The organism is Paracoccus rhizosphaerae (assembly GCF_026162645.1).
Taxonomy (GTDB): domain Bacteria; phylum Pseudomonadota; class Alphaproteobacteria; order Rhodobacterales; family Rhodobacteraceae; genus Paracoccus; species Paracoccus rhizosphaerae.
Genome location: NZ_JAOTBE010000075.1, coordinates 1 through 15177 on the forward strand (window position 1 = coordinate 1; position 15177 = coordinate 15177).

A 15177-nucleotide genomic window follows, 5' to 3' on the forward strand; every position below is an offset into this window, starting at 1 on the left:
GTTATAGCTGGACCAGTTCGTCGTGCGGTAGCGGGCGGGTGGAGGCTTACTCATGCGACCCGTCTAACCGCACGGGTTCGCGATGTGAATCGTCCCACGTCAGAGTTACGCAACAACGCCGGGCAACGTCACAAGTTCCGTGACGATGCCGAGTGGCACGCGCGCAAGCATGGTGCGTCTCGACGCAGGGCACGCCTAGTTGCGCCACTGGTTCGAGCAACCATGGCGCGCGGCGCAAAATCCATATCGGCATGGATGCTCAGACTGGCGACGTCCGGGCCGTCGAATTCACGTCGAGCCGACAGGGCGACAGCCCGCTGCTGCCAGACCTGCTTGCACAGATCCCCGAGGATGAAGAAATCGGCTCGGTCACGGCCGACGGCATCTATGACACCAGACGATGCCATGGCGCGATCGTTGATCGAGGGGCCGAAGCGCGCATCCCCATCCGCCGGAACGGTCGCGCCTGGAAAAAGGATTGCCCGGCCGCACGCGTCCGCAACGACATCCTGCACGAGACACGACACCTGGGACGAGCCAACCGGAAGCATTCGGTCGGCTACCACGTCCGAAGTCGGGTCGAGGCGCGGGTGAGTTGCCTCAAGGCCTTCGGCGAACGCATCGCCTCACGCGACCCGGATCGACAGCCTGCGGACATCCAGATACGCATCGCCATCATGAACAGATACAACGCACTCGGCATGGCCAAGGACACAGCCGTTGGCTGAACCCAAAGCGCGATAGAATCATCTCAGACCGCAGCCAATTAGTGCAACAATGCCCAGGTTAATCCCCTGCCTGATGAAATCGATTCTAGGATCAAGCTATGAAGAGGGCAAGCGGCTTCCCGGTTACACGTTATACCAGTTCAGAGGAAGCCATTACGACCCTCACAGGATAACATCATCAGGGCCTTACGGCTTTAGCTGTCGAAGCTGGGGTCAAACCGTTTTGCCGCCGATCAGATTTATTCCAACTTTGCCGGAACAAGGCCGCGAAGGGCGTTTCCGCAGAAGAACGTGCTATCGAAATCGTCGGGGCACAAGATCTCCTCCCGTGCCAAGCCGTTCTGCAAGAGACTTCGGCGCAGCACTCCTGGAAGTAGTCCCGATGACAGAGGCGGCGTCAGAAGGATGCCGTCTCGGGGCAGGAAGACATTGGTGATGGTCCCCTCGCAGACTTCGCCGCGTTCGTTCAGCAGCAGCGCCTCGTCGGCACCATCGAGCGCGGCGCGGGCGGCGTCATAGATAGGGCGGCGAGTGCTTTTGATCCGCAGCCAGGGGTCGTCGCAGCGCAGCCTCAGGGGCGACACCGTTACGCGCCAGACCGGCGGGTTCGGCGGCAAGGGCGCATGGGTGAGAGCGACGTGACCCGCGGCATCGACGGCAAGCCGTACGCGCAGAGCCCCACACCGTGGCAGGGAGGACAAAGCCGCTTCGACCTGCGCTTCGTCCAGGGGAAAACCCACCGCGGCGCATCCCCGCCGCAGGCGGTCCAGGTGCAGCGGCCAGAGCGGGATCCGGCCGTCCGCCTCCGCGCGCATGGTCTCGAAGATGTTCAGGCCTTCGGGGATCGGCCCAGGAAAGCAGCCTTGCACAGTGCCTCCTCCCATTCAGACGCTGCGTCGCTGTCATGCACGATGCCGCCGCCGACGTTCAGGCGCAAGCGGCCGGGCGCGGACGTCCACGGCGTCCGGATGGCCACGCTGAACCGCATCGACCCCGCTGGATCGACCCAGCCGATCGCGCCGCAATAGATGTCGCGCGGCGCGCGCTCCAGTTCGGCGATGATCTCCATGGACCTGATTTTTGGCGCCCCGGTGATCGAGCCGCAGGGAAACAGCGCCCCCAGGATCTGCGCAAGTCCGACGCCAGGCATCAAGTGGCCCCGGACCGTCGAGACCATCTGGTGGACGGTCGCATAGTTTTCGATGTGAAACAGCTGCGGCACGTTCACGCTGCCGGGGCGGCAGATCCGGCTGATGTCGTTGCGCAGCAGGTCGACGATCATCAGGTTCTCGGCGCGGTTCTTCTCGGATCGCTGGAGCGCTGCTGCTGAAGCGGCGTCCTCGGCCGGGGTGGCGCCGCGCGGGGCGGTGCCCTTCATGGGCCGTGTCTCGATGATGCCCTGGGAGTCGACGGCGAAGAACAGCTCGGGGCTGCGTGACAGGACGACCGGGCCGCCAAGGTCGATGAAGGCGCCTTCGCCCACCGGCTGGCGGGCAACCAGGGCGGCATAAACCGCCAGCGGATCGCCCGTGACCTCGGCTTCCAGCGGGAAGGTCAGGTTGATCTGATAGGTGTCGCCCGAGCGGATGTATTCATGCACCGCGGCAATGGCCGCATCATAGCGCGCCCTGTCCCACAGCGGACGCGCCGCGCCGATGGCGATCCCGGCCGGGTCGGGCAACGGCGGCGCCGGGCGCGGGCCGTCGAAGACCCCCATCAGGATCAGCGGCATCTGCCGGTCGTCAGGCATCAGGTCCGCCAGCCGCGGCGTCAGCGCATGCCCTAGCTCATAAGAGAGATAGCCCGCCAGCCAGCAGCCGCGCGCCTGCGCCGCCTGCATGGCCGCAAGCGCCGGGCCGACCCCTTGCGACGTATCTGCCCTGATCACCGCCTGCGGGGCTGCGAACAGCGTCCCGCCCGCCAATGGGCCGGCATCGAAACGGATCAGCCCGGGGTTCACGCCTTCGCCCTTGCCTTGCCTTCGCGCACCTTGGCCGCGAGATCGCGGGCGACGGCGAACGCGCCCTTGATGCGTTCGGCGTCAGAGGCGAAGTCGCGCCTCAGCACGACCTTGTTGTCGGTGACCTTGGCAGTGCCGCGTTCGTCGGCCAGGTATTCGACCAGGCCCGCCGGGTTGGGAAACTTGTCCATGTGGAACTGCACCGTGACGCCCTTGGGCCCTGCATCCAGCTTCGAGATGTTGGCGCGCTTGGCCATCGCCTTGATGCGGATGACCAGAAGCAGGGTGTTCACCTCCCTTGGCAGGGGGCCGAAGCGGTCGATCAGCTCGGCGGCGAATCCCTCCAGCTCGACCTTGGTGGTCAGCTCGGCCAGGCGGCGATAGAGGCCAAGGCGCACGTCCAGATCAGGGATATAGCTTTCGGGGATCGTCACAGGCACGCCCAGGTTCAGCTGCGGCGCCCATTCATCCTCGGGCGTGCCCTCCAGCTCGCCCGATTTCAGCTTGGCGATCGTTTCCTCCAGCATCTGCTGGTAAAGCTCGAACCCGACTTCCTTGATGTGGCCGGACTGTTCTTCGCCCAGAAGGTTGCCGGCACCACGCAGGTCCAGGTCCTGCGAGGCCAGGTTGAAGCCGGCACCCAGGCTGTCGATCGACCCCAGAAACTTCAGCCGCCGCATCGCCTGAGGCGTCAGCGGCACCCGCGGCTTGGTGGTCAGATAGCAATAGGCGCGGGTCTTCGACCGCCCCACCCTGCCCCGAATCTGGTAAAGCTGCGCCAGACCGAACATGTCGGCCCGCCAGACGACCATCGTGTTGGCCGTCGGGATGTCCAACCCCGATTCGACGATGGACGTCGCCACCAGTACATCGTGGCTGCCGTCATAGAAGGCGTTCATCCGCTGATCGAGGTCGCCCGCCGCCAGCTGTCCATGGGCGACGATATAGCTGACCTCGGGCATGTTCTCCTTCAGCCAGTGTTCGACGTCGGGCAGGTCGGTCAGGCGAGGCACGACGAAGAAGCTCTGGCCGCCGCGATATTTCTCTCGCAGCAGGGCCTCGCGAATGGTGACGCTGTCGAATTCGCTGACATAGGTGCGGATGGCCAGACGATCCACCGGCGGCGTGCCGATGACCGACAGGTCGCGCACGCCGGTCAGCGACAGCTGCAGCGTGCGCGGGATGGGCGTCGCGGTCAGGGTCAGGACGTGAATGTCGCTGCGCAACTCCTTCAGCCGCTCCTTGTGCGCGACGCCGAAATGCTGCTCCTCGTCGATGACCAGCAGGCCGAGGCTCTTGAAACGCACCTGCTTGGCCAGCACCGCATGGGTGCCGACGACGATGTCGACCGATCCGTCCGCCAGCCCCGCCCGCGTGGCCGAGGCATCCTTGGCGCTGACGAAACGCGACAGCGGGCGGACGTTGATGGCAGTGCCGCGAAAGCGCTCGGCAAAGCTGCGGTAGTGCTGGCGCGCCAGCAACGTCGTCGGCGCAACGACCGCGACCTGCATCCCCTGCGACGCGGCGATGAAGGCCGCGCGCATCGCCACCTCAGTCTTGCCAAAGCCCACGTCGCCCACGACCAGGCGGTCCATCGGGCGGCCTGCGGCCAGATCCTCGGCCACGTCCTCGATGGCCGACATCTGGTCGTCGGTTTCACTGTAGGGAAAGCGGGCCGCGAACTGCTGCCAGTCGTGGTCGTCGGGCTCCAGCACCGGCGCGGGTCGCAGCAGGCGTTCGGCGGCGACGCGCATCAGCTTGTCGGCGATAAGCTTGATGCGTTCCTTGAGCCGCGCCTTGCGCGCCTGCCATGCCCCACCGCCCAGCCGGTCCAGCAGGCCCTCCTCGTGGCCATAGCGGCTGAGCAGTTCGATGTTCTCAACCGGCAGGTACAGCCGGTCACCGCCCGCATATTCCAGCGCCACGCAGTCGTGCGGGACCTTCATCGCCATGATCGTCTCGATGCCGGTATAGCGGCCGATGCCGTGTTCGACATGCACCACCAGATCGCCGGGACTGAGCGTCTGCGTGTCCTTCAGGAAGTTGTCGGCCTTGCGGCGCTTCTTCGCGCCACGGATCAAACGGTCGCCGAGGACGTCCTGTTCCGAAATGACGGCGATATGGCCAAGCGCCGCGCCCTCGGCCACGAAACCCTCGTCCAGCGGCCAGACGGCCAATCCCAGCGCGCCCGGCTGGTCGGGCAGATCGCGCAGGTCGGTGATGGGCTTGGCGCCCGTCAGCCCCTCATCCGCCAGCAGACCCGCCAGACGCTCGCGCGCACCGTCCGAGAAGCTGGCGATGACGACGCGGTGGTCTCGGGCCAGCTTGCGGACGTGATCAGCCAAGGCGCCGAAGAGGTTCACCTGCTCGGCCTGGCGTTCGGGGGCAAAGTTCCGCCCTGGCCGGCCGCCGGCATCCAGAACGCCCGGCCCCGGCGGCTGGTTCAGCACCGACAGCCGCAGCACCCGGTGGTGGGACAGCCAGGCCGCCCATTCATCCTCGGTCGGGAACATTGCATCGGGCGGCACGGGCTTGTAGACCGTGTCGTTGCGCCCCTTCGCGGCCATCGCAGCACGGCGAGCATCGAACTGTTCACGGATCATCATGCGCCGCGCGTCGATCACCTGGCCGACATGATCGTCCAGAACGACCGAGGCGCCTGGGACATAGTCGAACAGGCTCTCCATCCGGTCGTGGAACCAGGGCAGCCAATGCTCCAGCCCCGCGCTCTTCTGCCCCGCGCTGACGCTCTCATAGAGCGGATCGTTCGTGCCACCGCCATATTCGGCGCGATAGTTCTGGCGGAACCGCGTGATGGCGTCTTCGTCCAGGATCACCTCGGACATGGGCGCCAGCTCGATGCGGTCCAGCTTTTCCGTGGTACGCTGGGTTTCGGCGTCGAAGCGGCGGGCGCCGTCCAAGACGTCGCCGAACAGATCCAGCCGGATCGGACCGAAATCGCCCGGGGGAAAGATGTCGATGATGCCGCCCCGCACGGCATAGTCACCGGGCTCGGTCACCGTGGGACTTTGGGAAAAGCCCATGCGCACCAAGAACTGCCGCAGCGCCTCCTCGTCGATGCGGTCGCCGACACGTGCGGTGAAGGCAGTATGACGTACAAGGTCGCGGGCGGGGACGCGCTGCAAGACCGCGTTCAGCGTCGTCAGCAGGACGAACGGCCCCTTGATCTTGCCCTGCGCCAGCCCCGCAAGCGTCGCCATGCGTGCCGCCTGGATTTCGGGTGCCGGAGACACGCGGTCATAGGGCGTGGTGTCCCACGCCGGAAAGTCCAGCACCGGCAGCCCGGGCGCCAGGAACGCCAGCGCGGCTCGGGTCGCGGCCATGCGGCGGTCGTCGCGGGCAACGTGGACGACGGGGGCGCCGCGGTTTTCGGGGCGCGCCGCTTCGCGGGCGATCAGCGCCGCGTCATAGCCTTCGGGCGCACCAGAGAGGATCAGCTGCTGGGACATGGCTGCTGACCTAAGGCAGGTGGCGCGGAAGTCAAGCGAACTAGAGCCCGTTCGGATGCATGATCGCCCACAGCGTCCCCCACAGCACGGTCACGGCGACCGCTGCGATCGACAGCATCGTCACCAGCGTCCGGTGCCACGCCATCTTGCGGGCACATTCGGCCCCCGCCTCGGCCAGGCTGAGGCGGTCGTCCTGCGCCCCCTCGATCACCGGCATCAGCCGCCGTGCCAGGCGGGTCCGCATCCAGAACAGCAGCCAGAACGGAAACAGCAGCAGGACCAGCGCCTGCGCAAGCTCCAGCCAGAAGACGAAGCCCAGGACGGTCATCGAGGACATGAGGAAGCTTGTGACGCCCAGGAACACCACCCCCTCGCGCGGGCCAAGCTGCCAGCGGGGCAGGACAAGCGACAGCCAGTCCAGCAGCGCGATGACCGCCGGCCCGTCGATGTCGCCCTTGGCGCGGGCCGCACGGGCGCGGGCGAGGACCTCGGACGGGACACCAAGAACGCTGCGGCCGGTGGCCGACCACATGCCGATCAGCGTCAGCCAGTACCAGATCGTCATGAAAGACCGGCTGTCCAGAAGGCCGATCAGGCTGTCGACTTGCGGCACGGGGGGTTCCTTGTCCTTGGCTGCGCGCGACCTTAGAACGGGTTTCGACCAAGGAAAAGCGCCCGCTTGTCCCAATTCACAGGAGGCCCGCATGGCCAGCCCGATCATCGCCCCGTTCCCCGCCACAAGACTGCGCCGGCTGCGCCGGAACGCCAGCATCCGGGCAATGGTGTCCGAGACGAACCTGACACCCGCGAACCTCATCTGGCCGATCTTCGTGACCGAGGTTCCGGGTGCCGAGGGCGAGATCGCGTCCATGCCGGGGGTCAGCCGCCTGACGCTGGACGGCGCCCGCCGTGCCGCCGAACGCGCGGCGCAGCTGGACATCCCCGCCATCTGCATCTTTCCCCATTCCGACCAGTCCAGCCGCACCGACGGATGCGAACGCGCATGGGACCCAGACAATATCGGCAACCTGGCGATCCGCGCAGTGAAGGAGACCGTGCCAGACCTGGTCGTGATGACCGACATCGCGCTCGACCCCTACAACGCCAATGGCCATGACGGGCTGGTCAAGGACGGAGAGATCCTGAACGACGAAACCGTCGAGGCGCTGGTCCGCATGGCGCTGATTCAGGCCGAATGCGGTGCCGACATCCTGGGCCCAAGCGACATGATGGACGGCCGCATCGGCGCCCTGCGCGCCGCGCTCGAGCGCGAGGGCCACAAGAACGTGGCCATCCTGTCCTATGCCGCAAAATTCGCCAGCGCCTTCTATGGCCCGTTCCGCGATGCGGTCGGCGCCTCGGGGCGGCTGGTCGGCGACAAGAAGACCTATCAGATCAACCCGGCCAACCGCGGCGAGGCGATCCGCTGCGTCGCCCGCGACCTGGCCGAGGGTGCCGACATGGTCATGGTGAAACCGGGCATGCCCTATCTGGACATCTGCCGCGCGGTGAAGGACGAGTTCGCCGCACCGACGTTCGCCTATCAGGTCAGCGGCGAATATGCGATGATCGAGGGCGCCATCCGCAACGGCTGGCTGTCGCGCGACGCGATGCTGGAAAGCCTGCTGGGCTTCCGCCGGGCGGGCTGCGACGGCGTCCTCAGCTATTTCGCGCCCACCGTGGCCGAGATGCTGGCGTGAGAGGCGCCGCTGTCGTATCGTCCGCCGCAAAGGGCCGCCACGAGCCCGGAACCCCGACACGAGGCGACAGATGAGCACTTCGAACACCCTATCCCGCCGCCGCCTTCTGGCCACCGGCGGTGCCGCGCTGCTGGCGGCGGGCTGCACCAACGCCGTCGGCAGCAATGCCGCCGCGCAACTGGATGCGCGCGTCGACCAGACGCACCAATACCTGATCACGAACTATCCCGCGGCCGAGCCTCTGCTGCAGAACGCCCGCGGCGTCCTTTACATGCCGCTGATGACCGAGGCCGCACTTGGCGTCGGTGGTGCCTATGGCCAAGGGGCGCTGCGGATTTCGGGGCAGACGGTCGACTACTATTCGGCCACGCGCGCGACCGTGGGCCTGCAGGCCGGCGCGCAGCAATACGCGCATGTCCTGATCTTCCAGACGGACCAGTCGCTGGCAGCGTTCCGTGCCGCCCCCGGCTGGGTCGCCGGCGCCGGCGCGTTCTATGCCCTACCCGACGGCGGCATGGCCGTTGGCGCCGACACGTTCAGCGCGCAGTTCCCGGTCGTCGCCATGATCTTCGGCCAGTCCGGCCTAATTGCCGGAGCGGCGATCGAGGGGACCAAGTACACCCGGATCATTCCGTCCGCGCTGCCCGAACTGCGCTTCGGCAACCTCGGCCTGCCGCCCCTCGGGCAGCCCGGCTGACATAACACACCTGACGTCGGTCCGTCAGGACGATGTCAGGTGCCGCAGGCCGTGCGTCACGTCCGCCCGCACCGCCAGCCGCAGGGCCGGTTCGTCGCCGGCCCTCAGGGCCGCCAGGATCATCCGGTGGTGGCGCGGCGGCTCGTTCCGCCTGACCCGGCCGTAAAGGGCGCGCATCGTCGGCCCAAGTTGCAGCCAGATCGTTTCCAGCATCGCCAGCATGGCCGGGGCCTGCGCGCGCAGGTACAGCATCCGATGGAAGTCCAGATTGCAGCGAATGTAGCCCACGGCATCGTGACGCTCGACCGCGTCGGCGATGCGGCCGTTCATCGTCGCCAGCCGGTCGATCAGCGCGAAATGCGCCCGAGGAAGCGCGCGGCTGGCCAGCTCAGGCTCGATCAAGGCGCGCAGGGCGGCCAGCTCCTCGATCCGCTCGTCAGACAGGGCCGGCGTCGATACGCGCCCCGAGCCAGAACTTGTCAGCGCGCCCTCCGCTACCAGGCGTCGCACGGCCTCCCGGGCGGGCGTCATGGACAGGTGGTGATCGCGTGCAATGCCTCGCAAAGTCAGCGCCTTGCCGGGCGGCAGTTCGCCCAGCATGATCTGGCTGCGGAGGGTTCGGTAAAGCCGCTCGTGCGCGGCAGGATCGGTGGGGCGGGTCGGAATCATCGGCTAGATGTGATCACGAATGGCTGACGCGTCAATCGCTGAATCTCCAGCGCATCAGGTCGCCGCCATGCGCCTTCAGCCAGGCACGGTGCGGGCGGTGGCCCGGCATCAGATCCTCGACCTGCTGCCAGAAACGTGCCGAGTGATTCATATGGGAAAGATGGGCAACCTCATGGGCAGCGACATATTCGAGGATGGCCGGCGGCGCCATGATCAGGCGCCATGAATACATCAGGCGCCCGTCGCTGGTGCAGCTGCCCCAGCGTGACCGGGTGTCGCGGATGGCGATGGCGCGGTAGGGCCGGCCGAGCGCCTGGCTCAGCCGGTCGCTGGCGGCGCGCAGTCGGATCAGCGCCAGCTGCTTCAGCCAGGCCGCAACGACCGGTCCCGCCGAACGCTGCCGTGGAATCAGCAGAAGGTCACCATCGACCGTGGGCCGGCGCACTTCGCCCTCGGTCAGGCGCAGCTCCCGCCCCTCGACCGGCAGCACCGCACCCGGTGCCGCGATCGGCCGCGCCGGCTGGCGACCAAGCGCGGCCAGCAGCCAGTCCAGCCGCGACTCGGCGAAGGCCTGCCCCTCCGCGACCGGCACCTGCGGCGGCAGTGTCAGCACGGCCCCGGAGCCGTCATGGGGCACCCGCAGCGTCATCCGCCGGGCGCGCGCGGTCCGCCGCAAACGCACCGCGGTGCCACCTTCCAAGATAATCCGTCGATCACCGCTTGCCATGCCCGCCCCGGCCTGCCAGATAAACCCTTTGACACCCCGTGGCCGCTGTGGCAGGGGGTCGCCCGATTTCCCCTAATCGCGGCTGAAGGAGAATACCATGCCCAAAGAGGAATGGGGCACCAAACGCCTGTGCCCGCACTGCGCCACCCGGTTCTATGACCTTCAGGCGGACCCGATGACCTGCCCGGCCTGTGGCAACCAGTTCACGCTCGACAGCCTGACCGACGGCCGGGGCAAGACGCTGGTCAGCGAGAAGACCTCGGCGCGCAACCAGAACGACGATCTGGTGGACGATGACGAGGATATCGCCGACGAATCCGGCGAGATCGACGACGATCTGCTCGAGGAGGACGATGACGACGGCGATGTGTCGCTGGACGACATCGCGGACGTCGCCGACGACGACGAAGACTGACCTCCAAGGGCCGCGTTCATCCGGACGCGGCCTTTTTATTTGCCCAGCCCTTCTTCATACCATTCGGCCCGCCGAACCCGCCGCGACGCCCATGTACCGGGTCAGCCAGCCGAGTAATTCTCTTCAATTCCATTCAATGGTCAGCCCTGACAGCCGGCTGAGAAGAAAAACCTCCGTTTCGCATTTTTTCCACTTGCAGCTCCCGCCTCTGGCCCATATAGACCCCACACGCAGCGGCGCTGAGGTGCCCTGCAGACCTCCGGTGGGGCCATAGCTCAGTTGGTAGAGCGCTTGAATGGCATTCAAGAGGTCAGGGGTTCGACTCCCCTTGGCTCCACCATTTCTATCTTTCACTTCAAGTTTAGCAACTTACGCGGAAGATTATCTTAGCGTCTTCTTGCTTCCAAAGGGTCGGTTGGAGGCAAGCCCCTCAAACGCGTGCAGCGAAATTTTCCGGCCCTGCTCTGGTCCGCGACACCTTGATGAGGCGCGGCTTCTCGGCTTCTCGGCAGCGGAGTTTGTTTCGCTCCGGCAGGGTCAGCAGGATTTGCCCGTTGTCAAACCCCTGGTGAACCACTGTGCCGGCGCATCGACGCCTGAAGGGTCATCGTGCATCACCATATCGCGCACCGCCTTCTGCATCGCGCGGCCCATGCGGGAGTCGGTATTGATGAAGTCTCCGACTTAGTGTTCGAGGACGTGGTGGAATTTGGCGCCGCGCTGTCGGTGTAATCGGGGGTGGGTATCGAGGGTGTCGGTTATGGTGAAGTTTGCGAACTTCAACCACGGACCACACGGAGACCCCGATGACCGAGACCGACATGCCTCTGATCGAGCTGCTGCAAAAGCACGACGAAGGTGACTGTCTCCGCACTGTGACGGAAGCTGTGCTCCAGACGCCGATGGAGCACGACGTCGAGGGCCTGATCGGTGCGGGCCGCCATGAACGCGGTGACGGGCAACAGACCTGGCGCGATGGTTACCGGGATCGCGAACCGAGAACTCGGCTGGGCGCTCTGGACCTGCGTGTGGCGAAGCTGCGTCAGGGCTCCTGTTTCCCTGGCTTCCTCGAGCCGCGCAGAACCTCGGAGAAGGCCCTCGTTGCGGTGATCCAGGAGGCGTGGATCGGCGGCGTCTCGACCCGCAGGGCAGACGAGCTGGTGCAGGCCGTGGGGCTGAGCGGGATCTCCAGGAACACGGTCTCCAAGCTCTGCAATAATGAGCCGGGCCAGAAAACGATCCACCGGATCGTTCTCCCGGCGAATGACGAGCGGGTGCGCGACTTCCTCGGCCGACCGCTCGCCGGCGACTGGCCTTGGCTCTGGCTCGACGCCACCTACCTGAAGCTGCGCCAGGGAGGGCAAATCGTCTCGGTGGCGGCAATAATGGCCATGGCCGTCAACCCCGACGGCCGCCGCGAGATCATTGGCCCGGCATCGGCCCGTCCGAGGCGGAGACGTTCTGGATCGAATTCCTGCGCAGCCTGAAAAGCCGGGGCCTTGTCGGCGTGAAGCTGGTGATCCCGGACGCGCATACCGGTTTTAAGGCGGCCATCGCACGCGTGTTCGACGGCCGTGGCGCCAGCAATTGGTCCAATGGATCGATTGTAGCCGGAACGGGCAAAGGTGTCGCGTTCATTGGATCAGAAACGCGCTCGCCCATGTGCCGAAGGGCCAGCACACGGTCGTCGCCGCGGCGATCCGCCAAGCCTTCACCCAACCCGACCAGAAAGGTGCGCAGGAGGTATGGCGCCATGTCGCGGACCAGATCCGCCCCCGCTGGCCGAAGCCTGCCGCGCTCATGAACGAGAGCGAAGCCGACGTCCTCGCCTACATGGCATTCCCTGCCCAGCACCGCACCAGCTGCACTCGACGAATCCACGGGAGCGATTGAACAAGGAGGTGAAGCGGCGGGCCGATGTGGCCGGCATATTCCCGAATGAGGAGTCGATCATGCGCCTGATCGGCACCGTGCTCTTCGAGCAGAACGATGACTGGCAGAGCCAGCACCGCTACATGCAGGTCGAAGCCTTCGCGCTCATCGACGCCGCAGAAATCAACCCGCTTCTCAGCATGTCAACACAGGCCGCCTGATCGATGTCCTCAAATGGCCAACCCGGAATCTCCACCGCATTGACGGTGACCTGCCCCCAGAACGTCCCTCAGTTTAATATAGAGTCTGCTTCACACTGCGCTGCTCCCCAACCTTGGACCGCCGGAAGCTGGAATTTTCCGGCTCCTTGCCGTGCCTACCGATTTTGGACCACCTGAAGCCGGAGTTTCCGGCCTTGGTCACGGCGACGGGCTGGTGACGCCGCCGGGAAAGTGCAGCGCGCTCGGGACGTTGTAGCCGATGGCGCTGCGGGGTCGATCGTCGTTGTAGTGTCTGCGCCAATTCTCCAGCTTTTCAGCCGCATCTGCAAGGCTCATGAAGTTGCCATTGTTGCGCCATTGGTCCGAGCGACAATGGCGACGCGCGTTCGGGCATTCGGATCTGAGCTTGCTGTTGAACGCTTCGATGAAGCCGTTGTCAGTGGGTTTGTCTGGCCGTGAGAAGTCAAGCGTGACCTGCTTGGCATAGGCCCACAGATCCAGGTCGCGCTAGATGAACTCGCTGCCATTATCGACCCAAATAGTTTTGGGATAGCCGATGCGGCCACACACCCTCTCCAATGTCTGGACAACATCCTCTCCGCGATAGGTGGAGCGGGGATCGGCGGCCGGGCAAAAGCGGGAATGGATATCGACAATGGTCAGAATGCGAAGCTTCGCCCCCAAGGCGAGCTGGTCATGCACAAAGTCCATGGCCCATATGTCGTTAGGGTCGACAGCCTCCTATCGCCCCTTCTTTGCAGGGGCGAGCCCAAGCGGAAGGCCCGTCCCTGGTGAGCCGTGGAGGCAGCTTGCTGACCTCGTAGATAATGTCGGCGTCGTCGGGGAAACAGTCCCCTGGACTGTTCCTGATCCTCCTCCATCTGCTTGGGAATTAGGATCTCGTCTTAAGGACGGTGAGGGCGGCGTTCTGGCCGAGCCTGTATTCGGCTCATGGGAGAGACCACTTCTTGACGGCGGAGCCCGCTCGGGCGAACTTCTGCAGGGTATCCCGTCGCGCGGATGCCCAGTGATCTGACGCCTCTAGGGCTCGTTCGCTCCTGACATGGGACGTTGTCGGTCAGCACGGTGCGGAGCCGGTGAGAAACTGCAGCAATCAGGCCCCGTATGAACTGAGCGGCGGCCATTTGTCTTGCTTTTTCGACGAGCCGGATGAAGGCGAACTTGCCCATTCGGTCAATGCCTACGAACAGGTAAAGCTTGCCTTCAGCGGTCTGAACCTCGGCGATGTCGATGTGGATCGAGCCACTGTTCGCCGTTGGTTCAATGACAATGGCGAGGGCGGAGGGGAGAGCGCTTGAACCTCTCGCGCTTCGGCTTGTCGCCCTCCATGTCAGGCAGCCTAGAGGCATCATGGCGCTGCAGGCCTCGATGCAGTGCGGAACGCGTAAGACGTGGGATTGGGGGCTGCAGCGTCTAGAGAAATTGTCCAAAGGCAGCAGCGTGGGCCGCAGAAACGATACAAGCATCGCCTCCTCAGCCTTGGACAGAGCTATGGGCGGCGGCTCCTTCGGCTCAGAGCGTATTGCGGTTTCTGAGTCAGGATAACCCTGTGGCTTGAGCCGCCCGTTCTCGGGGAAACAGACCTCTGGACTATTTCCTGATCCCCGACCTGCGCTTGATCTGGCGCCCGCGTGCCTCTCTTTTACTCCAGGGCTCGACGCCGTTCGGTGCGCCTGAAGATATCCTCGTCGGCCTGCTCGAACCGGTGGCACAGGACTGGCTCGACGTCGATCATGATCGATTTGTGCTCGGCGCTCTCGGTTGTCAGGCCGTCTATGACCTGGGCGAAGACTTCGTGTTCGTGGCTGCACTTGGACCAGCAGCGTTTGCCACTTACCTGCAGCGCTTTCCAGGATTGCAGAGCGTCTTGACTGGGGCGTATCCCTTCGGCGGATCACCATCACAAACCCTCGTTACTTCGTCCCGCCTGAACACCTCTATCAGGCGGCGGATGGGAGGTGCTGACGGGGATTTCCTCGCGGGATGACGGCGCACCAGGTAAAGCAGCAAACACGAAAAGGCTCTGAGATGGGCGAGGATCTTGCGGATGTTGTGTCCGCAGGCGCAAAGGACGGCGAAGATCGCGTCGCCGATGCGACCCTTCAGCGGGCACCTGGCGAGCCGCCCGGCGGACTTCATGTGCCCGATCTTGGGCTCGATGGCGCTTCGTCGCCTGAGGAGCTTTGCCAGGAGCGGGGTGATGCCGCGTCTCGTGCCGCTGACCAGGACCTTGGTGGTCTCCACGCCGTGGCCGCGACAGCCGCGGTCGACGACGGCCAGGTCCGGCACCTGGTCAGTCAGGATGGCGGCCTGCTCCAGGGTAGGCGCCAGGGTGTGGCCGTCATAGGGGTTGCCGGGGAAGCTGCGGGCACCGACGACAAAGCCGCCGTCAAGGGTGGTGGCGAGGCTGACCTTGGTGCCGAACTCGTATCGGACCCGCGCCTTGCCTTTGGAGATGCAGTCGTCCTCCGGCTCGTGCAGGGCGTAGATCTTGTTCTTGCTCCTCGGCGTCTGCTCGAGCAGGCGGCCGACCAGCCAGAGCGCCTCCAGCACCCGTCCGCGCAAGGAGCCGTCGAGAATGTCCTGCAGGTGGCGGCGCAGATCCCGCCGCACCCGGCCGGTATAGCCCTTGAGCTGGCGCAGGGCCTTGCGCATGCGCTTGAGCTGCCGGGCGTGGGCATACCGCCCGACCTGGGC

10 protein-coding genes, 1 tRNA gene and 6 pseudogenes are annotated in these 15177 nt (G+C 65.4%); 7 read left to right on the top strand and 10 right to left on the bottom strand.

The annotated features are described in order from the left end of the window. Nucleotides 1–728, top strand: a pseudogene (locus OC184_RS17265) (IS5 family transposase); the annotation flags it as partial. A 239-nt stretch (nucleotides 729–967) separates the two neighbouring features. Here the strand turns inward: OC184_RS17265 and OC184_RS17270 are convergent. Genes OC184_RS17270 through OC184_RS17285 form a run of 4 tightly spaced genes read right to left on the bottom strand, consistent with a single transcriptional unit; the run spans nucleotide 968 to nucleotide 6771 of the window. Next, nucleotides 968–1597, bottom strand: a complete 630-nt coding sequence (locus tag OC184_RS17270; RefSeq protein WP_265508399.1) for an aminotransferase class IV family protein — start codon at nucleotides 1595–1597, stop codon at nucleotides 968–970. Further along, a complete protein-coding gene (locus OC184_RS17275) occupies nucleotides 1558–2688 on the bottom strand; it encodes an aminodeoxychorismate synthase component I (RefSeq protein ID WP_265508400.1) in 1131 nt (376 codons plus the stop codon). The genes OC184_RS17270 and OC184_RS17275 overlap by 40 nt, the downstream gene beginning before the upstream one ends. Next, on the bottom strand, nucleotides 2685–6158 hold the full coding sequence (mfd, locus tag OC184_RS17280) for a transcription-repair coupling factor (RefSeq protein WP_265508401.1): 3474 nt from the start codon (nucleotides 6156–6158) through the stop codon (nucleotides 2685–2687). The genes OC184_RS17275 and mfd overlap by 4 nt, the downstream gene beginning before the upstream one ends. Nucleotides 6159–6198: 40 nt before the next feature. Then, nucleotides 6199–6771 carry a hypothetical protein gene (locus OC184_RS17285; protein ID WP_265508402.1) on the bottom strand — a complete coding sequence of 191 codons (573 nt, stop codon included), beginning with the start codon at nucleotides 6769–6771 and terminating at the stop codon, nucleotides 6199–6201. 91 nt (nucleotides 6772–6862) lie between these two features. Between OC184_RS17285 and hemB the strand changes: the two genes are divergently transcribed. Further along, on the top strand, nucleotides 6863–7858 hold the full coding sequence (hemB, locus tag OC184_RS17290; protein WP_265508403.1) for a porphobilinogen synthase: 996 nt from the start codon (nucleotides 6863–6865) through the stop codon (nucleotides 7856–7858). Nucleotides 7859–7928: 70 nt separating this feature from the next. Beyond that, nucleotides 7929–8555 carry a lipid-binding SYLF domain-containing protein gene (locus OC184_RS17295; RefSeq protein ID WP_265508404.1) on the top strand — a complete coding sequence of 209 codons (627 nt, stop codon included), beginning with the start codon at nucleotides 7929–7931 and terminating at the stop codon, nucleotides 8553–8555. Nucleotides 8556–8579: 24 nt separating this feature from the next. On the opposite strand, the gene OC184_RS17300 is transcribed toward OC184_RS17295, so the two are convergent. After that, nucleotides 8580–9224, bottom strand: a complete 645-nt coding sequence (locus OC184_RS17300) for a GntR family transcriptional regulator (protein ID WP_265508405.1) — start codon at nucleotides 9222–9224, stop codon at nucleotides 8580–8582. A gap of 31 nt (nucleotides 9225–9255) precedes the next feature. Continuing rightward, a complete protein-coding gene (locus OC184_RS17305; protein WP_265508406.1) occupies nucleotides 9256–9906 on the bottom strand; it encodes a M48 family metallopeptidase in 651 nt (216 codons plus the stop codon). 142 nt (nucleotides 9907–10048) lie between these two features. Here OC184_RS17305 and OC184_RS17310 point away from each other — a divergent pair, with 142 nt between their 5' ends. The 4 genes and pseudogenes from OC184_RS17310 (at nucleotide 10049) to OC184_RS17325 (ending at nucleotide 12459) form a co-directional block, all read left to right on the top strand. Next, nucleotides 10049–10366 carry an FYDLN acid domain-containing protein gene (locus OC184_RS17310; RefSeq protein ID WP_265508407.1) on the top strand — a complete coding sequence of 106 codons (318 nt, stop codon included), beginning with the start codon at nucleotides 10049–10051 and terminating at the stop codon, nucleotides 10364–10366. A 264-nt stretch (nucleotides 10367–10630) separates the two neighbouring features. After that, nucleotides 10631–10706 (top strand) — tRNA-Ala (locus OC184_RS17315). A gap of 269 nt (nucleotides 10707–10975) precedes the next feature. Continuing rightward, nucleotides 10976–11098 carry a hypothetical protein gene (locus OC184_RS17320; protein WP_265508408.1) on the top strand — a complete coding sequence of 41 codons (123 nt, stop codon included), beginning with the start codon at nucleotides 10976–10978 and terminating at the stop codon, nucleotides 11096–11098. Nucleotides 11099–11172: 74 nt separating this feature from the next. Further along, nucleotides 11173–12459: pseudogene (locus OC184_RS17325) on the top strand (IS256 family transposase). Nucleotides 12460–12657: 198 nt separating this feature from the next. Here the strand turns inward: OC184_RS17325 and OC184_RS17330 are convergent. From OC184_RS17330 to OC184_RS17345, 4 pseudogenes are all read right to left on the bottom strand, one after another. Beyond that, nucleotides 12658–13197, bottom strand: a pseudogene (locus OC184_RS17330) (integrase core domain-containing protein); the annotation flags it as partial. A gap of 332 nt (nucleotides 13198–13529) precedes the next feature. Further along, nucleotides 13530–13991 (bottom strand): annotated as a pseudogene (locus OC184_RS17335) (IS481 family transposase); the annotation flags it as partial. Nucleotides 13992–14082: 91 nt separating this feature from the next. Then, nucleotides 14083–14376, bottom strand: a pseudogene (locus OC184_RS17340) (hypothetical protein); the annotation flags it as partial. 96 nt (nucleotides 14377–14472) lie between these two features. Beyond that, nucleotides 14473–15177: pseudogene (locus OC184_RS17345) on the bottom strand (IS5/IS1182 family transposase); the annotation flags it as partial.

What these genes read in the sequence shown, in the direction of transcription:
- mfd (WP_265508401.1), bottom strand. Translation starts at nt 6,158, where the DNA reads ATGTCCCAGCAGCTGATCCTCTCTGGTGCGCCCGAAGGCTATGACGCG.
- hemB (WP_265508403.1), top strand. Translation starts at nt 6,863, where the DNA reads ATGGCCAGCCCGATCATCGCCCCGTTCCCCGCCACAAGACTGCGCCGG.
- OC184_RS17295 (WP_265508404.1), top strand. Translation starts at nt 7,929, where the DNA reads ATGAGCACTTCGAACACCCTATCCCGCCGCCGCCTTCTGGCCACCGGC.
- OC184_RS17300 (WP_265508405.1), bottom strand. Translation starts at nt 9,224, where the DNA reads ATGATTCCGACCCGCCCCACCGATCCTGCCGCGCACGAGCGGCTTTAC.
- OC184_RS17310 (WP_265508407.1), top strand. Translation starts at nt 10,049, where the DNA reads ATGCCCAAAGAGGAATGGGGCACCAAACGCCTGTGCCCGCACTGCGCC.